General features: G+C 70.2%; 17 protein-coding genes. 7 read left to right on the plus strand and 10 right to left on the minus strand.

Annotated elements, in window-relative coordinates:
- Positions 1–50 precede the first annotated feature (50 nt).
- Positions 51–1,064, plus strand: coding sequence for a porin (locus tag QE399_RS09340; protein WP_309828203.1), 1,014 nt, complete (start codon positions 51–53; stop codon positions 1,062–1,064).
- A gap of 114 nt (positions 1,065–1,178) precedes the next feature.
- Positions 1,179–1,370 carry a hypothetical protein gene (locus tag QE399_RS09345; protein ID WP_309828204.1) on the plus strand — a complete coding sequence of 64 codons (192 nt, stop codon included), beginning with the start codon at positions 1,179–1,181 and terminating at the stop codon, positions 1,368–1,370.
- A 537-nt stretch (positions 1,371–1,907) separates the two neighbouring features.
- Here the strand turns inward: QE399_RS09345 and QE399_RS09350 are convergent.
- Positions 1,908–3,035, minus strand: coding sequence for an ABC transporter substrate-binding protein (locus tag QE399_RS09350; protein WP_309828206.1), 1,128 nt, complete (start codon positions 3,033–3,035; stop codon positions 1,908–1,910).
- Positions 3,036–3,395: 360 nt separating this feature from the next.
- On the opposite strand from QE399_RS09350, the gene uvrA reads away from it, so the two are divergent.
- The 5 genes from uvrA to QE399_RS09375 all read left to right on the plus strand — a co-directional run bounded on the left by uvrA (position 3,396) and on the right by QE399_RS09375 (position 13,630).
- A complete protein-coding gene (uvrA, locus tag QE399_RS09355; protein ID WP_309828207.1) occupies positions 3,396–9,317 on the plus strand; it encodes an excinuclease ABC subunit UvrA in 5,922 nt (1,973 codons plus the stop codon).
- 275 nt (positions 9,318–9,592) lie between these two features.
- Complete coding sequence (locus QE399_RS09360) at positions 9,593–10,093, plus strand: hypothetical protein (RefSeq protein WP_309828209.1); 501 nt, start codon at positions 9,593–9,595, stop codon at positions 10,091–10,093.
- Between the two features lie 185 nt (positions 10,094–10,278).
- The gene (locus QE399_RS09365; RefSeq protein WP_309828210.1) at positions 10,279–11,655 is read left to right on the plus strand and encodes an aspartate aminotransferase family protein; all 1,377 of its coding nucleotides are present in this window, start codon (positions 10,279–10,281) and stop codon (positions 11,653–11,655) included.
- A 5-nt stretch (positions 11,656–11,660) separates the two neighbouring features.
- A complete protein-coding gene (locus tag QE399_RS09370) occupies positions 11,661–12,728 on the plus strand; it encodes a GNAT family N-acetyltransferase (RefSeq protein ID WP_309828211.1) in 1,068 nt (355 codons plus the stop codon).
- Positions 12,725–13,630 carry a hypothetical protein gene (locus QE399_RS09375; protein WP_309828212.1) on the plus strand — a complete coding sequence of 302 codons (906 nt, stop codon included), beginning with the start codon at positions 12,725–12,727 and terminating at the stop codon, positions 13,628–13,630. Before QE399_RS09370 ends, QE399_RS09375 begins: the two co-directional genes overlap by 4 nt.
- Before the next feature lie 278 nt (positions 13,631–13,908).
- On the opposite strand, the gene QE399_RS09380 is transcribed toward QE399_RS09375, so the two are convergent.
- The 9 genes from QE399_RS09380 to QE399_RS09420 are packed head-to-tail and all read right to left on the minus strand — an operon-like array spanning position 13,909 to position 21,965.
- Positions 13,909–15,147 carry a DegT/DnrJ/EryC1/StrS family aminotransferase gene (locus tag QE399_RS09380; RefSeq protein WP_309828213.1) on the minus strand — a complete coding sequence of 413 codons (1,239 nt, stop codon included), beginning with the start codon at positions 15,145–15,147 and terminating at the stop codon, positions 13,909–13,911.
- The gene (locus tag QE399_RS09385; protein ID WP_309828215.1) at positions 15,137–15,544 is read right to left on the minus strand and encodes a DMT family transporter; all 408 of its coding nucleotides are present in this window, start codon (positions 15,542–15,544) and stop codon (positions 15,137–15,139) included. Before QE399_RS09385 ends, QE399_RS09380 begins: the two co-directional genes overlap by 11 nt.
- A gap of 4 nt (positions 15,545–15,548) precedes the next feature.
- Positions 15,549–15,935: a DMT family transporter gene (locus QE399_RS09390; RefSeq protein WP_309828217.1), complete on the minus strand. Its 387-nt coding sequence runs from the start codon at positions 15,933–15,935 to the stop codon at positions 15,549–15,551.
- Complete coding sequence (locus tag QE399_RS09395) at positions 15,932–16,855, minus strand: alpha/beta hydrolase (protein ID WP_309828218.1); 924 nt, start codon at positions 16,853–16,855, stop codon at positions 15,932–15,934. Before QE399_RS09395 ends, QE399_RS09390 begins: the two co-directional genes overlap by 4 nt.
- Positions 16,852–17,619 carry an MtnX-like HAD-IB family phosphatase gene (locus tag QE399_RS09400; protein ID WP_309828220.1) on the minus strand — a complete coding sequence of 256 codons (768 nt, stop codon included), beginning with the start codon at positions 17,617–17,619 and terminating at the stop codon, positions 16,852–16,854. The genes QE399_RS09395 and QE399_RS09400 overlap by 4 nt, the downstream gene beginning before the upstream one ends.
- 35 nt (positions 17,620–17,654) lie before the next feature.
- Positions 17,655–18,626, minus strand: coding sequence for an efflux RND transporter periplasmic adaptor subunit (locus QE399_RS09405; protein ID WP_309828221.1), 972 nt, complete (start codon positions 18,624–18,626; stop codon positions 17,655–17,657).
- Positions 18,623–19,396, minus strand: coding sequence for an ABC transporter ATP-binding protein (locus QE399_RS09410; RefSeq protein ID WP_309828223.1), 774 nt, complete (start codon positions 19,394–19,396; stop codon positions 18,623–18,625). Before QE399_RS09410 ends, QE399_RS09405 begins: the two co-directional genes overlap by 4 nt.
- Complete coding sequence (locus QE399_RS09415; RefSeq protein ID WP_309828224.1) at positions 19,393–20,532, minus strand: FtsX-like permease family protein; 1,140 nt, start codon at positions 20,530–20,532, stop codon at positions 19,393–19,395. The genes QE399_RS09410 and QE399_RS09415 overlap by 4 nt, the downstream gene beginning before the upstream one ends.
- Entirely contained in the window at positions 20,529–21,965 is a 1,437-nt protein-coding gene (locus QE399_RS09420) for an efflux transporter outer membrane subunit (protein WP_309828225.1), read from the minus strand. Before QE399_RS09420 ends, QE399_RS09415 begins: the two co-directional genes overlap by 4 nt.
- Positions 21,966–22,029: the final 64 nt, after the last annotated feature.

Consider the following 22,029-nt stretch of genomic DNA (forward strand, 5'->3'; position numbering starts at 1 on the left):
GCAAGCGGTGTCTACCTCACCCGATGGACAAAAGCATTTAAGGAAATCACATGCAAAAAACCAATCGTTTGCTCATCGCAACGCTTGCTCTCCTGGGCACCTCCGCAGCCTTCGCACAAAGCAGCGTCACCATCTACGGTCGCGTCAACACCACCGTCGAGCGTTCCAAGGTCGGCGATCTGGAGCAGACCGGCGTCAACAACAACGCTTCCCGTATTGGCTTCAAGGGCGTGGAAGATCTGGGCGGCGGCCTGAAGGCTGGCTTCCAGCTGGAAAGCGGCTTCGACAGCTCGAGCGGTCTGGGTTCCGGCACCGGTGGCGGCATCAACTTCCGTCGTCAAAGCGAAGTGAACCTGGCCGGTGGCTTCGGTATGGTCCGTCTGGGCACCTGGACGCCTGAGTCCTACTACGCTGTGGCCGACTACGGTGTGCAAGACCAGCCCAACCACGACACCGGCAATTTCGCCAACCAACTGTACGTGTCCGTGGCTCCCTCCGCGAACAAGGTGGCTTACCGCACGCCCCAACTGGGCGGCTTCTGGGCTGAAGCGGCAGTTGGCGCACACGAGCGTGTCGCTCAAGGCGTGCCCTTCACGACCCTGGCTGTGACCAAGAACGCCTACGACCTGGCTCTGAACTGGGAAGGCGGCCCCCTGGCTCTGGGTGGCGGCTACTCCAAGCTGGGCGACAACTGGGACGCCGGCCTGCGCGCCCACTACACCGTTGGCGCCGTGCAAGTGGCAGCCTACTACCAGCGTAACGACTACGACCAGATCGGCACCCGCAACTCCGCTGGCGTTGCTGCTCAGTACGCCTTCGGCGCTTCGGAGCTGGTTGCCAACTACATCTGGGCTGGCAAGTGGAGCGAAATCGCTAACTCCGGCGCTCAACAGCTGATCCTGGGTTACAACTACAACCTGAGCAAGCGCACCAAGGTGTACGGCGCCTACACGTTCGTGAAGAACAAGTCGGCCGCCAACTACGCTTACGGCTTCGTGAACGGCACCACCGGTGCTGGCGCCGATCCCCGTACCTTCGGCGTGGGTGTTCGCCACAACTTCTAATTGCCGCTGTCGTGGGCGTGAGCCCACGGGCATTGCGTAGGCAATCGAGCCCCACACCCGCAAGGGCGTGGGGCTTTTTTTCAACTGTTCAATTCAAATCCAGGAGACAAAAGCATGTGGAAAATCGTCGTAGGCTTCGTTCTGTTCGCCGCCCTGTCGCTGTTCGTCATCATGAAGGCCGGGGACAAGGTGGACATGAGTGGAGAGAAGCACGGTGCGGACGCCGTCCATGTGCCTGAAGCTCCTGCTTCCTCGGTTGCCGCACCGGTCGCGCCCGCTGCGTCCACCGCCAGCCAGCCCCAGTAAGCTGGAACTTCCGTCGCGGCTGCTGCTGCCGCTGCTGAGAAAGCTGATGGCGCCAAGCCCGCATTGCGCGGGCTTTTTTGTTTCCGTTTTCCGCTGGGTCTCCTGCCCGTAGGAGGACGCAAGCCTCTCGAGTGGGCCATGTAGCGAACGGCGCCACGCAGCCCCGCCGTGCGTGGCTGCAGGCGGACGGGCAGGCAGGCAGGCCGCGGCAGGCGCCGCCGGGCCTTCATCGGGGCCGCTCATATGGCGGAGCTGGGACGTCCCCGGGCTTTTCTGTTTCGCAACGATTGCGGAGGAGCGAGGCCGCATTTCACGCGGGCCCTCGGGAAGATGGGAGCGGGCTTGGCTGATGATGCTGGCGTGGGCTGAGCGCCGAACGGGCTCTGCCGAGGGATGTGCTGTCGCAGGAGCGAATCAGACGTCGCTGGAAGCCTGTCCGGTCCGGTCGCCTCACAGCGGGGCGGGGATGTCCCGCCCCGAGGCCCGTGCCCCGTGCCCGGGCGCCGGCCGCCCGGATGCCGGGCTACGGCTGGCCGGTCAGCGGCGGAATTTGCCGTCGGTACCGATGATGGACAGGTCGGTGTAGTCCAGGCCCGAATGGTCTTCGGGGCTGAAGGACACTTCCAGACCGCCGAGGTCGAACTTCTGGATGCTTTCCAGTGCGGCCTGGACCTTGTCGCGGCCGGGCTTGGGACCCGCGCGGCGCAGGCCCTCGACCAGCACCTTGGCGGCCGCGAAGCCCTCCAGCATGGCGGGGCTGATCTCCTGCTGCTGCGCCTTGGCCAACTCCTGGGCCTCGCGCACCATCGGCAGGTTGGTGGCCCGCTCGTTGGGGAATACCTGCGTGACGATCACGCCCCGGGCATTGCTGCCCAGGCTCTTCACGAAGCCGGCCGATGCGTTGTGCGAGAAGGTCACGACCTGGGCGGTGGAGCCGGCGGCGCGTAGCGCGTTGTAGCCCTGCACCGTGGCGGCGCTGGAGGCGATCATGATGACGGCCTGCGGGTTGGCCAGCGCGATCCGGGGGGCAATGGTGGAGAAGTCGGGCTTGGCGCGGTCGAACTTCTCATGCGCCACGGGTGTCAGCTTGGCCGCCTGCAGTCCCTTCTGCACGCCGAGGAGCACGTCCGCGCCGAAGCTGTCGTCCGTCTGTACGATCGCCAAGCGGCTCACGCCCAGGGACGCCAGGTAGCCAATGGCCTTTTCTGCCTCGCGCTGGTAAGGCGCGCGCACGTTGAACACGTGGCGGCGCACGGGCCGGTGCAGCGACATCGCTCCGGTAGAGGGGCCGACCAGCGCAATGCCGTATTTGTCGAGCAAGGGAATGACGGCTTCGGTGTTGGGCGTGCCGCGGGTGAGGAACAGCGCGGACACGTTGCGCTCCTCGATCAGCTTGCGGGCGTTCTCCACGGTCAGGGCCGGGTCGAACTTGTCGTCGAGCGAGATCAGTTCGACCTTCTGCCCCAGCACGCCGCCGCGCGCGTTCACCGCGTCGAGGTACAGGCGTGCGCCAGCCGTCGTTTCCTTCACGCCGTCGGCCACGGGGCCAGAAAAGCCGGCCGTCTGGCCGATCAGGATCTGGGCCTGCGCTGCGGTATTGCCTCCTGCCAGGGCCGCCGCGAGTACGCAAGCTGCCCACCAACCATTCCCACGCTTCTTCGTCATATGGAACGTCCCTCTTTGGATCGGATGTAGACGGCGAGTGTAGGGCCGGCGTGGGTTTTGCGGTGGAACGTTCGTCAGGCGATGCCGCCGGCGTTGGCATCGGCGACGCCTCTCTGGCGGGTGGCTCCCTGCGGCACCGGCGAGGTGGCGCGCTTCCGGCGCGGGCCGGACCGGCCCTGGCCGTCTCCTGCGCCCCGGGACGCTTCCGAGGATGGGGTGCCGTCTGGCATGGGCCTGAGCCGATGGCCCGCGTTGCCTTTTGGCGCGGCCGCCCCAAATACAGGGGCTTGCGATGCCTCGGCCGGCGGTGCCGGGCCCCTTGCCTAGAATGTTCCGCCTCACACTGAAAGACCGCCTCCCATGACCCACGGACTGATCCGTATCCACGGCGCACGCCAGCACAACCTCAAGGACATCGATCTCGATATCCGCACCGGCGAGTTGACGGTGGTGACGGGGCCCAGCGGCTCGGGCAAGTCCAGCCTGGTGTTCGACACGCTGTACGCCGAAGGCCAGCGCCGGTACGTCGAGACCTTCAGCGCCTACGCGCGCCAGTTCCTTGACCGCATGGACAAGCCGGCGGTGGACAAGGTCGAAGGCGTGCCCCCGGCCATCGCCATCGACCAGACCAACCCCGTGCGCTCCAGCCGCTCCACCGTGGGCACGATGACGGAGCTGAACGACCACCTGAAGCTGCTCTTCGCCCGCGCCGGCCAACTGTTCGACAAGCAGACGGCCCAGCCGGTGCGCCACGATTCGCCCGAGACCATCTACGCCGAATTGCTGCGCCGCACCGCGGAGGCGGGCGATCCGCGCATCGTGCTCACCTTCCCGGTCGAGCTGCCCGCCAACACGTCGGCCGAGCAGGTCGAGCAGTGGCTGTCCGCCAGCGGATTCACCAAAGTGCAGGCCGAGCGCGAGGTGGCCACGACCACGGGCCCGCGCAAGCTGCTGGATGTGGTGGCCGACCGCTTCCGCCTGGGCAACACCGAGAAGGCCCGCGCCGTCGAAGCGATCGAGGTTGCGCTCAAGCGTGGTACCGGGCGCCTGAACGTCTACCGCCTGGCCGATGACGGCGAGCCCGAGCTGTGGAGGTTCTCCACCGGACTGCATTCACCCGAAAGCGACCTGCGCTACAGCGAGCCCATCCCGTCGATGTTCTCGTTCAACTCCGCCGTGGGCGCCTGCGAGACCTGCCGGGGCTTCGGCCGCGTGATCGGGGTGGATTACGGCCTGGTCATTCCCAACGACAAGCTCACCCTGCGCGCCGGCGCCATCAAGACCATCCAGACGCCCGCCTGGAAGGAGGCGCAGGACGACCTCATGCGCCACGCCGAGACGGCCGGCATTCCGCGCGATACGGCCTGGTACAAGCTCACCGACGACCAGAAGAAGTGGGTCATCGACGGTGCGCCGGGCTACAAGGAGGGCAACTGGAACAAGCAGTGGTACGGCATCAGGCGCTTCTTCGAGTACCTGGAGAGCAAGGCATACAAGATGCACATCCGCGTGCTGCTGTCCAAGTACCGCAGCTACACGCCGTGCCCCACCTGCGGCGGCGCGCGCCTGAAGACCGAGAGCCTGCTCTGGCGCATCGGCAGCAAGGCCGCCGCCGACGCGGTGGTGGAGCCGGCACGCCGCTTCATGCCGCAGGGTGTGCAGTGGAGCCGCGCGCAGCTCGAGGCGCTGCCCGGCCTCACCCTGCACGACCTGATGCTGCTGCCCATCGACCGGCTGCGCCGTTTCTTCGCGCAGATGGGGGACGAGGAGATTGCTCCTGCATTGATAGCTGATAGCGCAGGCGTGGCAAGCGCTGGAGGCCAAAATGACGCTGAATCGGCGGCCGGCGCTCGGGCTGCTGCGTCCCCGGCCGCCGCATCGGGCGATGCCCAGGCGCTCAAGCTGCTGCACGAAGAGATCACCACGCGCCTCAAGTACCTGTGCGACGTCGGCATCGGCTACCTCACGCTGGACCGGCAGAGCCGCACGCTCAGCGGCGGCGAGGTGCAGCGCATCAACCTGACGACGGCGCTGGGCACCAGCCTGGTCAACACGCTGTTCGTGCTGGACGAGCCCAGCATCGGCCTGCACCCGCGCGACATGCACCGCATCACCGAGGCCATGCTGCGCCTGCGCGATGCCGGCAACACGCTGGTGGTGGTGGAGCACGACCCCGCCGTCATGCTGGCGGCCGACCGCGTGATCGACATGGGCCCGGGCCCCGGCGAGCGCGGCGGCTCCATCGTGTTCGACGGCACCACGGCCGAGCTGCGGCGCGCCGACACGCTGACCGGCGTGTACCTGGGCGGCCGCAAGCAGATCGGCATGGGCTTCAAGCGCATGGTGAGCGAGTCCACGCCGCGCCTCATCCTGGAAGGCGCGCGCGAGCACAACCTGCGCGACGTGTCGGTCGAATTCCCGCTGCAGCGCCTGGTGACGGTCACCGGCGTCAGCGGCTCGGGCAAGTCCACGCTGATCCAGGACGTGCTGGCGCCCGCGCTGCTGCGCCACTTCGGCAAGGCCACGGAGTCGCCCGGCGCGCACGACCGCCTGCTGGGTGCCGACCACCTGGGCGAGGTCGTCTTCGTGGACCAGTCGCCCATCGGCAAGACGGCGCGCTCCAACCCCGTGAGCTATGTGGGCGCATGGGATGCCGTGCGCGAGCTGTTCGCCGTGGCGCCGCTGTCGCGCCAGCGCAGCTACACGGCTGCCAAGTTCAGCTTCAACTCGGGCGACGGGCGCTGCCCGACCTGCGGCGGCTCGGGCTTCGAGCATGTGGAGATGCAGTTTCTGTCCGACGTGTACCTGCGCTGCCCCGATTGCGACGGCAAGCGCTACCGCCCCGAGATTCTGGAGGTGACCATCGACCGCGGCGGCCGCGCGCTGAACGTGGCCGACGTGCTGGCCCTGACGGTGAGCGAGGCCGCCGCCGCCTTCGCGCAGGACCGCGACGTGATCCGTGCGCTGCAGCCCATCGTGGACGTGGGGCTGGAATACGTGAAGCTCGGCCAGCCCGTGCCCACGCTGTCGGGCGGCGAGGCGCAGCGCCTGAAACTGGCAGGATTTTTGGCGGAAGCGGCCCGCGGAGAAACCAAATCGCGCCAGCCCGTCGCGCGCAAGGGCACGCTGTTCCTCTTCGACGAGCCCACCACGGGCCTGCACTTCGACGACATCGCCAAGCTGATGCGCGCGCTGCGCAAGCTGCTCGATGCCGGCCACTCGCTCATCGTCATCGAGCACAACCTGGACGTGATCCGCGCCAGCGACTGGCTGATCGACCTGGGCCCCGAGGGCGGCGACGGCGGCGGTCTGGTGGTGGCCGAGGGCACGCCCGAGGACGTGCGCCAGCACCCCACGTCGCACACCGGGGCGGCGCTGCGCGACTACGAGCTGGCGCTGGGCGAGGGCGGCCATTCGGTGCACGAAAAGGCCGCCGTGCTGCGCAAGGAAAAGCAGGCCGCGCTCATCGCCAAGGCGCCTGCCAAGAACGCCATCGAGATCGTCAACGCCAAGGAGCACAACCTCAAGAACCTGTCGGTGGACATTCCGCGCGGCCAGTTCAACGTGATCACCGGCGTGAGCGGCTCGGGCAAGTCCACGCTGGCGTTCGACATCCTGTTCAACGAAGGGCAGCGCCGCTACCTCGAATCGCTGAACGCCTATGCGCGCTCCATCGTGCAGCCGGCCGGCCGGCCCGAGGTGGATGCGGTCTACGGCATTCCGCCCACGGTGGCCATCGAGCAGCGCCTGTCGCGCGGCGGCCGCAAGAGCACGGTGGGCACGACCACCGAGGTGTGGCACTTCCTGCGCCTGCTGTATGTGAAGCTGGGCGTGCAGCACTGCATCCATGACGGCGCGGCCGTGCAGCCGCAGACGCCCGACAGCATCGCCGCGCAGCTGCTCACGCAGTTCAAGGGCCAGCACATCGGCCTGCTGGCGCCGCTGGTGATGAACCGCAAGGGCGTCTACACCGAGCTGGCCGACTGGGCGCGCCCGCGCGGCTATACGCACCTGCGCGTGGACGGCCACTTCTTGCCCACCACGGGCTTTCCGCGCATCGACCGCTTCAAGGAGCACACCATCGAGCTGCCCGTGGCCAGCCTGGACGTGGGCGCGGCGCACGAGCCTGCGCTGCGCAGCGCCCTGGCCCGCGCACTGGAGCTGGGCAAGGGCGTGGTGCACGTGCTCAGCAGCCTGGATGGGCTGCGCGAGGCGCTGGCGGCAGGCGAGCCTACGGGGCACATCGGCGCGCTGCAGGCCTTTTCCACCAAGCGCGCCTGCCCGGTCTGCGCGACCAGCTATGCCGAGCTGGACCCGCGCCTGTTCTCCTACAACAGCAAGCACGGCTGGTGCCCCGACTGCGTGGGCACGGGCGTCAAGCTCACCAAGGAGCAGCGCAAGGTCTTCGACGACTCGGTGCAGGACGACAAGGACAAGGGCCGCGAGCAGACGTTTGCCGAGCCCGAGGCGGAGGATGTGGCCGACACGGCCTGCCCGACCTGCCAGGGCACGCGCCTGAACGCCACGGCGCGCGCGGTGCAGTTTGCCGGCATCGGCATCACCGACATCGCCGCGCTGTCGGTGAGCGACGTGCGCCGCTGGATCGAGACGCTGCAGGTGGACGGCGCCCTGACGGCGCGCGAGGCCGATATCGCCCGCGACCTGATTCCCGAGATCCGCAACCGGCTCGAATTCCTGGAAGAAGTGGGCCTGGGCTACCTCACGCTGGACCGGGGCGCGCCCACGCTCTCGGGCGGCGAGGCGCAGCGCATCCGCCTGGCGGCGCAGCTGGGCAGCAACCTGCAGGGCGTGTGCTACGTGCTGGACGAGCCCACCATCGGGCTGCACGCGCGCGACAACCAGATCCTGCTGAACGCGCTGCACAAGCTGGGCGACAAGGGCAACACGCTGGTGGTGGTGGAGCACGACGAGGACACCATCCGCCGTGCCGACCACATCATCGACATCGGCCCGAGCGCCGGCAAGCGCGGCGGGCGCCTGGTGGCGCAGGGCACGGCAGCGGACATCGCCGCGGCCGAGGACTCGCAGACCGGCCGCTACCTGCTGCACGCCATGCGCCACCCGCTGAAGGCGCGGCGCTGGGTTGCTACGGATAACGTAGCTGTTGGCGCTGTATCTGCGGGTGATTTAGATGGAAAAGTGCCTGAATCTGAGGAAAAGAAAGCGCAGCCAGCTATCAAAAACGAAGCGGCGCAGCCCCAGCAATGGCTGACGGTGTACGGCGCCCGCTTGCACAACCTGCAGCAGGTGACGGCCCGCGTGCCGCTGAACCGGCTGGTGGCCGTCACGGGCGTGAGCGGTTCGGGCAAATCGACGCTGGCGCGCGACGTACTGCTGGCCAACGTGCAGGCCTGGGTGCAGCAGCGCTCCACCAAGGCGGGCCGCGACGCCATGGATGCGGGCAAGGCGCCGCCGCTGGTCGGCTGCACGGGGCTGGCGGGCTTCGAGACCATCGACCGCGTGCTGGAAGTGGACCAGACCCCCATCGGCAAAACGCCGCGCAGCTGCCCGGCGACCTACATCGGCTTCTGGGACACCATCCGCAAGCTGTTCGCCGAAACGCTGGAAGCCAAGGCGCGCGGCTACGCGGCCGGACGCTTCTCCTTCAACACCGGCGAAGGCCGCTGCCCGGTCTGCGAGGGCCAGGGCATCCGCACCATCGCCATGAGCTTCCTGCCCGACGTGAAGGTGCCGTGCGAGGCCTGCCACGGCGCGCGCTTCAACCCCGAGACGCTGGCCGTCACCTGGCGCGGCAAGAGCATTGGCGACGTGCTGCAGATGGAGGTGGACGAAGCGGTGGAGTTCTTCGCCAGCATGCCCAGCATCGCGCACCCGCTGCAGCTGCTGAAGGACGTGGGCCTGGGCTACCTCACCCTGGGCCAGCCCAGTCCCACGCTGTCCGGTGGCGAGGCGCAGCGCATCAAGCTGGTGACCGAACTCACCAAGGTGCGCGACGAGGTGGGCCGCCGTGGCCAGAAGGCGCCGCACACGCTGTACGTGCTGGACGAGCCCACCGTGGGACTGCACATGGCCGACGTGCACAAGCTCATCCAGGTGCTGCACCGCCTGGTGGACGGCGGCCACAGCGTGGTGGTGATCGAGCACGACCTGGACGTGATCGCCGAGGCCGACTGGATCATCGATCTGGGACCCGAAGGCGGCAAGGAAGGCGGCCTCATCGTGGCCGCGGCCACGCCCGAGGAAGTGGTGCGCCGCGCAACGCACACCGGGGTGGCTTTGGCCCCGGTGCTGGCGCGGTGACGGGCCGCTGCTGAGCGCGGTGCCGGCAGCCGGTCCGTGCTGCCGGCAGGGGCGCAGGCGCGGCATCGGGCTGGGAGGCTGGTTTGGCAACCCGTGGGTTCCATGGGGCATGGGGCCGCGGGCTGCGCGCGCCGCGCGCCGCCATGGCGAACGTCCTACACGGGTAGGGGCGCCGCCCCGACGCACCGGGGTGGGGTGGATTTCTAGCATGGCGCCACGGTCGATGGCCCCGCGGCCCTGCCGGAAACAACCCCTTCAAGAACGGAAAAAACACCATGCCTACCCTGACCCTGCTGCGTACCTGCGCCGCCCTGGCGGCCTCTGCCGCCCTGCTGACCGCCTGCGGTGGCGGCAACGATGACGATCCCACCCCCAGCGAACAGCTGGGCGTGCTCACGGTGACCGGCTCCAACACCGCCGGCATCAACGGCGTCTATGGCGACGGCAACCTGAACCTGACCGATGTAGACAAGAAGAACCCCATCGGTTCCGACCCCGAGGTGTGCACCTTCAAGTACGACGGCGCCAACAAGGTGGGCGCCACTGGCACGGCCTTCGGTGATGTGCGCTACCGCCCCGACGCGGCCAACGTCTACCAGGCCTACCTGACCTTCAACGGCAAGGAATACGGCGCGCTGGACTGGTCCAACGTGGCCGTGGTGCGCGACACCAACCGCATCCGCCTGACGGGCAAGATCGTCGAGGCCAGCGACGGTGACCGCATCACGGTCAACGGCATCATCCCGATGCGCCCCAACCGTCCTTCGGGCTGCTGATGGCCTGAAGCGCCGGCCGCCGCTGCGGCCGGTGCCGAGATGGGCATGTTCAGGCCGGCACGCGCCACCGCGTGCCGGCCTTTTCTCATGGCTTTGTGTCTGCACACATTGCACACAAAAGCTCGATAAACGATCAAGGTTGGCTCAGCAGACTTCGCGGCATCACTTCCCGGAGTCTTCTTTTCATGACCATCGACGTTGACCAGCTCCTCGCGGACGAGGCCCAGTACTGCTCCTTCGGCGACACCGTCCACTATGTGAACCCGCCCAAGATTTTCACGGGCTGCGACGGCAGCTACATGCTGGACGACCAGGGTACGCAGTACTTGGATCTGCAGATGTGGTACTCGGCCGTGAACTTCGGCTACAAGAACCAGCGCCTGGAAAACGTGCTCAAGCGGCAGCTGGACACGCTGCCGCAGATCGCCAGCCAGTACCTGCACCCCACCAAGATCGAGCTGGCCAAGACCATCGCCCAGGGCGCCGAGGCCAAGTGGGGCCGGCCGGGCCGGGTACATTTCAACGTGGGCGGCGCGCAGGCCATCGAGGATTCGCTCAAGGTGGTGCGCAACGCCACGGGCGGCAAGAGCCTGATGTTCGCCTTCGAAGGCGGCTACCACGGCCGCACGCTGGGCGCCTCCAGCATCACGTCGAGCTACCGCTACCGCCGCCGCTACGGCCACTTCGGCGACCGCGCGCAGTTCCTGCCGTTCCCGTACCCGTTCCGCCGGCCCCAGGGCATGACGGCGGAGGAATACGGCGACTCCCTGGTGCAGGACTTCGCGCGCAAGTTCGAGAACGAATACCACGCGGTGTGGGACCCGAAGACGCGCCAGTGCGAGTACGCGGCCTTCTACATCGAGCCCATCCAGGGCACGGGCGGCTACGTGATCCCGCCGGCCAACTACTTCAAGGGCATCAAGAAGGTGCTCGACGAGCACGGCGTGCTGCTGGTGGTCGATGAGATCCAGATGGGTTTCTGGCGCACGGGCAAGCTGTGGTCCATCGAGAACTTCGGCGTGCAGCCCGACGTGCTGGTCTTCGCCAAGGCGCTGACCAACGGCCTGAACGCGCTGTCCGGCCTGTGGGCGCGCGAGGAACTCATCAACCCGACCATCTTCCCGCCGGGCTCTACGCACAGCACCTTCGCCTCCAACCCGCTGGGCACGGCGCTGGGCCTGGAAGTGATGAAGATGACGCACGAGGTGGACTTCGGCAAGCAGGTCTGCGACAGCGGCGCCTACTTCCTCGAAGGCCTGCGCGATTTGCAGAAGCGCCACAAGGAAATCGGCGATGTGGACGGCCTGGGCCTGGCGCTGCGCGCGGAGATCTGCACCGACGACGGCTTCACGCCCAACCGCGCGCTGCTCGACAAGATGGTGGACCTGGGCCTGGAAGGCACGCTGGAGTACCAGGGCCAGAAGCGCGGCCTGGTGCTGGATGTGGGCGGCTATTACAAGAACGTGATCACCTTCGCGCCGTCGCTCATGATCACGCGCGCCGAAATCGACGAGGCGATGGTGCTGCTCGACCAGCTGATCACGCGCGCCAAGCGCAGCTGAGCCACATGCGCTGGCGCAACCGGCTGGAGCCGCCGTCGCTCGTGGAGCATGCGCGGGCCCACCCGCCGGAGGGCTTCCGCTGGCTGGAGGGGGAGCCGGCGCCCACCTTCGCGGCCCCGTTCGACCTGCTGACGACGGCGGACGACGCGCTCAAGTCGCGCCTGCGCTCCTGGCCGGGGTTCTCGCGCTGGTCCCGGTGGCTGCGCGTGCGCACGGCCTTCGTGGGCACGACGGTGACCGAATACGCCCCGCTGCCCCGTGACCTCGCTCCGGAAGCCTTCGCCGCAGCGCTGCGCGCCGGACCGGGCCGCGACTTCGCGCTGGCGATCGTGAAGGACCTGCCGCAGCAGTCGCCCTTGCTCGGCAGCGACGACAACGCCTGGGCCGAGGCGCTCGCGCAGGCCTGCAGGTGGCAGGGCTGCGTGATGGTCGAGGGGCAGGCGCTGGCCTATGTGCCCATCGATTTCGGCAGCCTGGAAGAATACCTGGGGCGCCTTTCGTCCAGCCGGCGCAGCAACCTGCGGCGCAAACTGCGCAGCCGGCCGCTGCTGCGCATCGAGCGTGTGCCCACGGGCCCGGCGTTCGGCAGCGAGGCACGGGTCTCCGCCTACTACGCCCTGTACGAGCGGGTGCTTGCGCAAAGCGAGGTGCATTTCGACCGGCTCACCCCGGGCTTCTTCGCCGCCCTGCTGCGCGACGGCGAGAGCGGCGGCATCGTCTTCGAGTACCGCCACGCCGAAACCCTGGAACTGCTCGGCTGGAACCTGTGCTACGAACACGGCGGCCGCCTGGTGGACAAGTACATCGGCCTGTCCTACCCCGGCGCGCGCGACGTCAACCTGTACTTCGTGAGCTGGATGGTCAACCTGGAGTACGCGCTGGAGCGCGGCCTCACCCACTACATCGCCGGCTGGACCGACCCCGAGGTCAAGCGCAGCCTGGGCGCCCGCTTCACCTGGACGCGCCATGCCGTCTATGTGCGCAACCCCTTGCTGCGCGCGCTGGCGCGGCGCTTCGCGGGCCACTTCGAGGGCGACCGCCGCTGGCAGGACAGCGTGGAGGCGGGCGGGTGAGCGGCGTGGCGGGGCCCCCCGTGGTGATCGATGTGGACCACTCGGTGGGCCCGCTGCCCGGCGAGATCCGCCTGCCGCTGGCGCACGCGTGGCAAGAGCGCATCCGCTTCGGCTGCGGCCTGGGCACGCTGCGCTCCTTTCGCGATGCGCTGGCAAAGGGCATGCCCGCGCCGGCGGACCATGGCACGGTGTTCCTGGGCAGCGGCGACTTCCACCACCTGAGCTGGCCGCTCATCGAGCGCTGCATCGCCGGCCATGGCTTGTCCGCAGCGCAGCCGCTGCGCGTGGTGGTGCTGGACAACCACCCGGACAACATGCGCTTTCCGTTCGGGGTGCACTGCGGATCGTGGGTGCGGCGCGTCGCCCTGCTTGCGCAGGTGGCGCATGTGCACGTGGTGGGCATCACCTCGGGCGACATCGGCGCCGGCCACGCGTGGGAGAACTACTTCGCGCCGCTGCGTGCGGGCCGCCTCACCTACTGGAGCTGCGGCGTGGACACGCGCTGGGCCCGCTGGGCCGGGGTGGCGGACGGCTTCCGGGGGTTCCCCGACGCGGATGCCCTGGCCTGGGAACTGGTGCGCCTGCTCGCGCGGGAGCGGGGGCCCACGTACTTCAGCATCGACAAGGACGTGTTCTCGCCGACTGTGGTGCGCACGAACTGGGACCAGGGTACGCTGGAAACCCGCCACGCGTCCGCGGTGATCGCGGCCCTGCGCGGCTGCCTGGTCGGCAGCGATGTGACGGGGGATGTCTCGGCCTACCGCTATGCCACGGCGTGGAAGCGCTGGCTCAGCGCAGGCGACGGGCAGCAGACCGGCGCGGTGCATGCCAATCTGCCGGCGTGGCAGGCCGCGCAGGCCGCCTTCAACGTGTGGCTGCTGGACCTGCTGGAGGCGGATTAGCCGCGACCCTTAGAACGTGTTTACGATCTCCCAGGGGTCGCGCAGCGGTGTGGGCGGGAGGGATGCAAGGCGCGGTGCGCCGTGGATAGCTCGGCTATCCACCAGCGCCGCAACGCCGCAGACCGCCCGCCCACACCGCTGCCCTTCGGGTTGGAGCGAAATCGGGCGATTGAAGGCCCCGGCCGCTTGCATGGGCACGAGCCCATGCGGCGCACCCGCCGCCTCCACTCATCCCGATTGCGCTCCAACGCGACCCCTGAGAGATCGTAAATACGTTCTTACGCGGCGGCCGTGCCGATGGACTGCCGCAGCACCTCGCACACGCGGTCGAAGCCCGCGTCATCGAGCCAGGGGCTGTTGCTGAGGGACAGCACACGGGACGCGAACTCGCGCGCATTCGGCCAGCCGGTGCGTTCACCGTCCGCGATGAGCGGCGCGTAGCGGGGATAGTCCGGCAGGGCGTGCACGAACGGCAGGCTGATCCCCAGGCCCTGGCCCCATAGCGCGTGCAGTGCCCGCTCGCGGGCGGCCACGTTCGGCATCCAGACCAGCAGACAAGGCCACGTGCCCTGCGCGCCGGGGGCCGTGGGGCTGTCGCCCAGGATCTGCAGCGCGGGCACGCGCGCGCGCAGCAGGGCGATACGCCGGCAGGCGCGCGCATCGCCCTCGGCCAGCCAGGCGGGCAGCCGTTCCAGCGCCCGCACGCCCACGGCCTGGCGCCAGCGGCCGACCCGGTGCAGCGCAATGGTGTCGTGGAAGTCATCGCCCGCGGCGGCGACGCGGTCGCCGCGCGCCAGGGCGCGGCGCAGCGGTAGGCCGTACGCGAAGGGCAGGCCGGCCGGGCGGTAGAGCGCGGCGTAGCCCAGCAGTTCGGCACACCGGCGCAGCTCCCAGCTGCGGCGGCGGGGTGCGACGGTGCGGGCCACGGCGGCGCAGGCGGTGCGCAGGGCGGGGTCGGCCACCACCAGCAGGCCGCCTTCGTACAACGTGAGTCCCTTGCCCAAGGCCAGGCTGAAGAAGACCATGTCGCTGCCCGTGCCGAGCGGTGCCCCGCCGGCCTGCCGGGCCCCCAGGGCCTGGGCCGCGTCTTCGACCACGCGCGCGCCGGCGGCGTGGGCGATCGCGCGGACCAGCGCTACCTCGGTCACCCGCCCCGCCAGGTGCGTGGGCAGCACGGCCAGCGTGCGCGGGCCACACAGGGCGGCGAGACCCTCCGGGCACAGGTCCAGGCTGCCGGGGCGCAGATCGCACAGGCGCAGCCGCAGGCCGCAGTGCGCCACCGCCAGGGCGACCAGGGGGCAGGTATAGGCGGGTGCAATGACTTCGTCGCGCGCGGGCGACGTGGCGCGCAGCGCCGTGAGCGCCACCACCAGTGCCGCCGTGCCGGAGCACTCCACCTGCGCTGCCGGCACGCCCAGGAAGCGTGCGAGCGCGCCCGCCAGATCGGCATCGCCACCGGGGCGCAGGTCGCTCCAGCGCAGCGGCAGGCCTGCGGTGGGCGGCGCCTCAGGTGCCATGGGCTGCGGCCCGCGCGGCGGCGGGCTGCTCCGTCGATTCGCTGCGGGCGAGGCAGCCGATGCCCGCTGCAATGAGCGCGGCGCCCAGCAGCTGCGGCCAGCCGAGGGGCTCGTTGAACAGCAAGGCCGAGAGCGCCAGCACGGCCACCACCTCCAGATGCGAGGCGGCGAAGGCCGGACCGATGGGCGCGTGCTCCAGCAGGGTCATCCAGGTGAAGAAGGCGCCCACGTAGCCGACGAAGGCCCCGTAGATCCAGGGCTGGCCGAAGACCCGCGCCAGCCACGCGACGGAGAAGTCCAGCGGCAGCGCGTGCTCCCCCGCGAGCTTGAAGCTGAGCTGCGCGAGCGTGTCGAAGGCGACCAGGAGGAGGAATCCGATGGCGTAGAAGCGTCTCACGGCCTCATCCCTTCAGGCCGACCACGGCCACGCCGGCCGACACCAGCAAAATGCCCGCCACCCGCATCGGCGAGAGCTTCTCGCGGAACAGAAAGCGTCCGGCCACCATCACCGCCACGATGTTGATCGAGCCCAGCAGCACGCCGTCGGACAGCGGCACCAGCGACAGGAAGGCCAGCCAGACGATGAATTCGGCCACGTAGCAGCCGATGCCGATCCAGAGCCAGGGGCGTCGCACCATCCAGAGCCAGCGCGCCAGACCCGTGCCCGAGCGCGGGTCGGCCGTGGCCGCGGCCTTGAAGGCGAGCTGCCCGCCCGTGTCCACCAGCATGTTGAGCGCCCACAGCAGGGCCACCAGCGGCGTGATGCCGCCGCCGTCCGTCGGCGTCATGGCGCGGGCCCTTCCGCGGGCCGCCCGGCGACCGCCTGGGCGAACGCCACGGTGCGGGCGAGCACGGTGCGCCGCTCGCGGTCGATGGTAATCATGTGGTAGCTGTCGTCCAGCAGCACCAGCTCCACCGGCGCATGGCGCACGCCGCGCACGATGTCCTGCGCGTTGCTGGCCGCGGCGATGTCGTCCTGGCGGGCATGCATCACCAGACAGGGCGCGCGCACGGCATCCAGGTTGCGCCGCACGTGGGCGGACAGGGCCCGCAGCTCGATCACCGACCACCAGGGGTTGCCCGGCAGCCCGGCGGCCGCGCTGTCGCCCGACAGCATCTGCGCGACCACGCGGTCGCGCAGCGCCTCGTCCTTGATGCCGTACGGCGGCGCTTCCATGAAGACGCTGTGCCGGCCGATGCCCAGGGCGCGGAACAGCGGCAGCAGAAAGGACAGCCGCGTGTACGCCGGCATGCTCCAGCCGTCGTAGCGGAAGGTGGGCGACAGCGCGACCACACCGGCCACCTGCCGTGGCCGCTCGATGGCCAGCGCGAGCGCCAGCACGGCGCCCATCGACAGGCCGCCCACGATGAGAGGACCGTCCGTGTGCTGCCTGAGCCGGTCCGCGCCGCGCTGCACGCTGGCCAGCCAGTCCTGCCAGCGGGTGGCCACCAGGTCCTCCGCCGTGCCGCAGTGGCCCGCCAACTGCACGGCCAGCACGGTGAAGCCCGCCCGGTGCAGGCCCTTGGCGATCAGCCGCATCTCGTTGGGCGTGCCGGTGAGCCCGTGGATCAGCAGCACGCCCGTGCGCGCGAGCGGGCCTTGGCCTTCGAGCAGGTATTCGTGCTGCGTGCCGTGGGGGTACGCGGGCGGGGCTGAGACGGATGCGCCCGCCGTGGCCCGCCGGTGGGCGGCTGCTGCCAGGCTCATGCGGCCAGTTCCAGCGCGTGGGACGCGAGCACGTCCAGGCGGTGCAGCAGCGGGAGGGTGTCCGAGAAGCCGGTGAACGGCGCGTGGGCGATGCCGTTGCGCTCGCAATGGCCGATGAGCTTGTACTTGCCGAAGACGAAGTCCGCGCGGCCCGAGACGCAGAAGTCCGAGGTGCTGTCGCCCACGAACAGCACCCGGCCGTGCAGCGCGCGCTGCTCTGCCAGGCGCTCGCACTTGCAGTTGCCGCTGGCGCGTGCGCAGGCGGAGCTGGCCCAGGGCGATTCCAGGCGCCATTGGCGGGGGGCCGCATGCACCAGCCGGTTGGCGATCACCGGCAGGTCGTCCAGTCCGTGGCGTGCCAGCACGGTGCGGATAGCGTAGTCGATGCCGTCGCTCACCACCTGCACGGGCATGCCGAGGGCGCGGGCTTCGCGGACGAAGGCGGCGAAGTGCGGGTCGACCTCGATGGTCGCCAGGTGGGCGTCGAGTTCGGCGCGGTCCATGTCCAGCAGCGCGACCTGGCCCTTCATGCATTCGCGCGAGCCGATCTCGCCGCGTTCCCAGGCGTCTTCCAGCGCCTGCCAGCCGGGCTGGCCGAAGCGCTGCAGCAGCGAGTCCGTCACGTCGGCCGTGCTGATGGTGCCGTCGAAGTCGCACTGGACCAACCAGCCAGCGGGTGTTTCTTCGGGGTGTGGCGCAGATGCTGGCACCACGGGGATTACGCGGCGGAACGCGGTGGGAGAGTCAAGGGCAGCGGTTTTCATCGGAGGGTCCTGCGATGCGCGGTGAACGCGTGGCATCAGCGTTGAAAGGCCACGCGCACCGTCTGGCCGGGGCGCGCGTCCTGGATGGGTTGGTCGAATTCCAGAATGCATTCCACGACCCGCATCGGGCCGCGCTGGGCGTCCTCCTGCAGCCGTGCGGTGCCCAGCACCGGGCTGATGCGGACCACGCGGGCCGGCGGCAGTGCCATTGGGGCGGCATCGCCATCCGTGGTGACGGTGGCCCGCAGGCCCACCTGGATGGCGGCGGCATAGCTTTCGTTGACTTCGGCGCGCACCTGCAGCCGCCGGTTCGGCAGCAGCGTGATGGCCGGCTGGCCGCTGGCGGCCGCCAGACGCTGGCCAGCCTGGGTGGCCACGCGCACCACGGTGCCGTCATCGGGCGCGCGCAGCTCCAGCCGGCCTTGCTGGCCGCGCAGCAGCGCCAGCTTCTGGCGGGACACGTCCCCTTCGGCGCGGGCGATGGCTACGTCGGATTCGGCCGTGCGCAGCGCCTGGGCAGCTTCTTCGGCGCGCTGGGGTTCGGCGGCGCCGGCCGCGCTGGCTTCGGCCAGACGCTCTGCCGTGCGGCGCAGGCCGGGCAGCTGCTGGGCACGGGCGTGGGTGCGGGCCTCGGCCAGGTGCAGTTCGGCCTGCGCCACATGGACCTCCGCCTGCGAGGCCGTGGGAGACAGGCGCAGCAGCACCTGGCCGCGCTTGACGTGCTGGCCCTCGTGCGCCGTGACGGATTCCACCAGGCCTTCCTGCAGCGGGGCGAGTTCGACCAGGCCGCCCTGCACTTCGATGCGGCCGCGCGCCACGGCCACGCTGGCGGGTGCAGCGCTGCCGGCGGCAGGCGCACTTCCGTTGACGCCGGCATTGCTATTGGCGGCCGCGGGCGCGGCCGGGCCGCGGTCATTGCATGCGGCCAGCGCCAGCAGGCCTGCGGCCAGGGTGGCGGCGCGCAGCGGCGAGGAGAGCCGGGAAGAAAGGAGTGAGAGGCGGTTCATGCGGCGGAGTGGTCTGTCACGGCGTCCGGTTGGCGCCAGTCGCTGCGGATGGCGCCGTCTTCCATGCCGAGCACGCGGTCGGCATGGCGCACCAGGCGCGGGTCGTGGCTCACGCACAGCACCGTGGTGCCATGCGTGCGTGCGATGCGGTGGAGGATGTCGATCACCCGCTGACCGCTGTCGGCGTCCAGCGCGCTGGTGGGCTCGTCGGCGAAGAGCAACTGGGGCGATTTGGCGATGGCACGGGCGATGGCCACGCGTTGCTTCTCGCCGCCGGACAGCTGCGCCGGGCGCATGTGGGCGCGGGGCGCCAGGCCCACCTCGTCCAGCGCGTCCCGCGCGCGCTCCGCGCTTTCACGCGCACTCAAGCCCAGGTAGCCCAGGGGCAGCTGCACCTGTTCGATGGCGGTGAGCGCCGGGAACAGGTTGAAGCCCTGGAACACGAAGCCCGTGTGGTGCAGGCGGAAGCGCTCCAACGCACGCGCATCCAGCGAGGCCAGGTCTTCGCCCAGCGCGCGGATGGTGCCCGCGTCGGGCTTCTGCAGCGCCGACAGCAGCGACAGCAGCGTGCTCTTGCCGCAGCCCGACGGGCCCGAGATGAGAGTCAGCTCACCAGCGTGAATGGACAGATTCATCTGGCGCAGCACCTGCACCTGCACCACGCCCGAAACGAAGGACTTGTGCAGGTCGATGGCCTGCAGGCTGGGCGTGCCGCGGGGGGCACGGTGGCCCGGGGTGCCGGAGGTGGAGCGGGGCAGGGCGGGCTTCATCGCAGCAGCAGGGCCGGGTCGGCGGCCAGGAGGCCGCGCAGGGCGAAGAGGCCCGACAGCAGGGAAACGGCCGCCACCAGGCCGGCGCAGGCCAGGGCGGTGCCTGGGGTCATCGCCACGGGCACGCCGTTGGCGCGGGCCACGACCAGCAACCCCGTGCTGGCCGCGGCGCCCAGGAGCAGCCCCAGGCCGCCGATCCAGCCGGCCTGGCCGATGACCAGACGGCCCAGGACCCGGCGGCTCACGCCCAGGGCGTTGAGCACGGCGTATTCGCGCGCAGAGCCGGCGACTACGCCCATGAGCGACTGGCTGGTGACCACGGTGCCGACCAGGCACACGATGCCCACCATGAACAGGACCGCCACGCCGGCGCCCGTGTCCAGCAGCCAGTACAGCTGGGAGCGCTGGGCGAACTGCGCGGCCGTCCACACTTCGAACGGGCCGAAGCCGGGGGAGCCGGCGGCCAGGCGTGCCTGGACCTGCGGGGCCTCGGCCTCGGCGCGGGTGCGCGCCACCACATACGTCGGCCCGGCGTCGGCGCCGTTGCCGGAGATTTCGCGCGCGGTATCGAGGGAGGCCAGCACGTTGACCCCGCCCAGGCCGCGCAGCCCCTCCACCACGGCCACCACCTGCACGGGGTGGGCGTTGATCCAGGCTCGGCCTCCTTCCTCGGTGTGCAGGGTGGACAGGTCTTCCCGGTCGACGATCACCGCGCCCGGCGCGCGCAGCGCAGCGCGCTGCCAGTCCGCCAGCAGGCGCGAGAAGAGCATGGCGTCGCGCGTGGTGCGGATGCCCGACAGGTACACCGACACGCTGCCGCCGCTGTTTGGCTGGGCGCTGCGCCAGTCGCCGTCCACCCAGAGGTAGGGTTCGGTGGCAGCAACGGCCGGGTCGGCCGCCAGGCGCAGGTCCACGTCACGGCCGATGGCGCGGCCGAAATTCACGCTCTGCGTGCCCGGGTAGCCCGCCCACAGGTTGGCGCCGGAGGCCTGCACGTACAGCGCGGCACTGCCGAAAATGCCCTGCACCAGGGCCGCCTGCACCACCAGCAGCACGCAGGAGAAGCCCACGGCGAAGACGGCGGGGACGAAGCGTCGCCATTCATGCAGGAGCGTCTTGCGGCCCAGCGCGATCATGGGGCCTCCGGCCTTTCAGCCCGTTCCTGCGCCGTCGCCGGCGGCAGCGGCGCGCCGCCCAGCGCCTTGTAGAGCGCGACGAAGGCCAGGGCCCGTGCGTCCTGCGCGGTGGCTTCCTCCATCTGTGCCTGCAGCAGCGCCCGCTGCGGCGCCAGCGCGTCGTATTCGCTTGCCAGGCCCAGGCGCACGCGGGTGGCGGCCGCCGTGGAGCGGCCCCCCCATGCTGCGGCGGCATCGGCCAGGGCATCGGCGCGGGCCTGCTGCGCCGCCAGGCCGGCGAGCGCGCCCTCGGCTTCTGCCACGGCGGTGCGCACCGTGCGCTCGCGCGCCAGGACGGCGGCTTCGAACGCCTGCTGCTGGGCATCCACCTGCAGGCGCCGGCGGCCCCAGTCGAACAGCGGGATGTCGATCACCGGGCCGATGGCCGGCACGTTGTCGCTGACGAGGCGTCGGTTCTGCGTGATGTTGTAGGCGTAGAGCAATGAGCCCGTGATGGCGACGCGCGGGTACAGCTCGGAGCGGGCCAGCCCCACGCTGGCGGCCGCCTTGCGCATGCCCGCCTCTGCGGCCTGCACATCGGGCCGGGTGCGCAGCAGGTCGGCGGGCAGCGCAGTGACGGCGAAGGGGGCGAGTGCCAGGGGCTCGCCGGGGCCGGGCGCGGCCCAGGCCGGATCGGGCGCAACGCGGCCCAGCAGCACGGACAGCGCCTGCGCCGCGCGGGCCGCGGCTTCCGCGGGGGCAGCGCGCGCCGCCCGCGTCTGCGCGGCCAGGGCGGCGGCCTGGGCCATGTCGTCCGCCGCGCCGGTGTGGGTGCGCCGGCGCACCTGGGCCAGCGCGAGCGCACGAGTGTCGAGCCCGGCCATGCGGTCCAGCAGCCCGAGCTGTTGGCGGGCGGCCTGCAGATCGAGGTAGTTGCGCACCACATCGGCCACCACGGCCACGCGCACGCCCTGGCTGTCGGCCAGGGAGGCTGCGGCGTCCGCGTCGGCTGCGGCGCGTGTGTGCTCGCCCGCGCCGAACAGGCCCAGTTCCCAGGCCATGTCGATGCTGGCGTGGAAGTAGGTGTCGGTGGCGGAGATGTCCTGCAGCGTCCGCGCGCCCGCGCTGAACGCGGGCCGGAACTGCACGGCGGCGCGTCCGGCCTGCAGCCGCGCTTCCTGCAGCCGGTGCGTGGCGGCTGCGAGATCGAGGTTGTGCGCCAGGGCCTCGTCCACCAGGGCGTCCAGCGCGGGGCTCTGGAACGCCTTCCACCAGCTGCGCAGGTCGGGTGCCGCGGGGCCGCCCGGCAGGGGCGTGGCCCAGGCGGCGGGCATCGGCAGCTCCCGGGGCACCTTCGGTCCATCGCCCGGAAGGGCACACCAAGCCAGCAAGGCCAGCACCGCCAGCGGCAGGCCGGCGCGCAGGAGTCGCGAAGGAAGGGGCGGGGAGGGCACGCGCGGACGGGATGGGCGAAGGTGGCAGGACGGCGAAGAAGCCAGGCCATTGGACGGCGCGAAG

The sequence above is a fragment of the Paracidovorax wautersii genome, assembly GCF_031453675.1.
GTDB lineage: Bacteria > Pseudomonadota > Gammaproteobacteria > Burkholderiales > Burkholderiaceae_C > Paracidovorax.

Excerpts from the sequence above, each read along its gene's own strand:
- QE399_RS09340 (WP_309828203.1), top strand. The coding sequence starts at position 51 with ATGCAAAAAACCAATCGTTTGCTCATCGCAACGCTTGCTCTCCTGGGC.
- QE399_RS09345 (WP_309828204.1), top strand. The coding sequence starts at position 1,179 with ATGTGGAAAATCGTCGTAGGCTTCGTTCTGTTCGCCGCCCTGTCGCTG.
- QE399_RS09350 (WP_309828206.1), bottom strand. The coding sequence starts at position 3,035 with ATGACGAAGAAGCGTGGGAATGGTTGGTGGGCAGCTTGCGTACTCGCG.
- uvrA (WP_309828207.1), top strand. The coding sequence starts at position 3,396 with ATGACCCACGGACTGATCCGTATCCACGGCGCACGCCAGCACAACCTC.
- QE399_RS09360 (WP_309828209.1), top strand. The coding sequence starts at position 9,593 with ATGCCTACCCTGACCCTGCTGCGTACCTGCGCCGCCCTGGCGGCCTCT.
- QE399_RS09365 (WP_309828210.1), top strand. The coding sequence starts at position 10,279 with ATGACCATCGACGTTGACCAGCTCCTCGCGGACGAGGCCCAGTACTGC.
- QE399_RS09370 (WP_309828211.1), top strand. The coding sequence starts at position 11,661 with ATGCGCTGGCGCAACCGGCTGGAGCCGCCGTCGCTCGTGGAGCATGCG.
- QE399_RS09380 (WP_309828213.1), bottom strand. The coding sequence starts at position 15,147 with ATGGCACCTGAGGCGCCGCCCACCGCAGGCCTGCCGCTGCGCTGGAGC.
- QE399_RS09390 (WP_309828217.1), bottom strand. The coding sequence starts at position 15,935 with ATGACGCCGACGGACGGCGGCGGCATCACGCCGCTGGTGGCCCTGCTG.
- QE399_RS09395 (WP_309828218.1), bottom strand. The coding sequence starts at position 16,855 with ATGAGCCTGGCAGCAGCCGCCCACCGGCGGGCCACGGCGGGCGCATCC.
- QE399_RS09400 (WP_309828220.1), bottom strand. The coding sequence starts at position 17,619 with ATGAAAACCGCTGCCCTTGACTCTCCCACCGCGTTCCGCCGCGTAATC.
- QE399_RS09405 (WP_309828221.1), bottom strand. The coding sequence starts at position 18,626 with ATGAACCGCCTCTCACTCCTTTCTTCCCGGCTCTCCTCGCCGCTGCGC.
- QE399_RS09410 (WP_309828223.1), bottom strand. The coding sequence starts at position 19,396 with ATGAAGCCCGCCCTGCCCCGCTCCACCTCCGGCACCCCGGGCCACCGT.
- QE399_RS09415 (WP_309828224.1), bottom strand. The coding sequence starts at position 20,532 with ATGATCGCGCTGGGCCGCAAGACGCTCCTGCATGAATGGCGACGCTTC.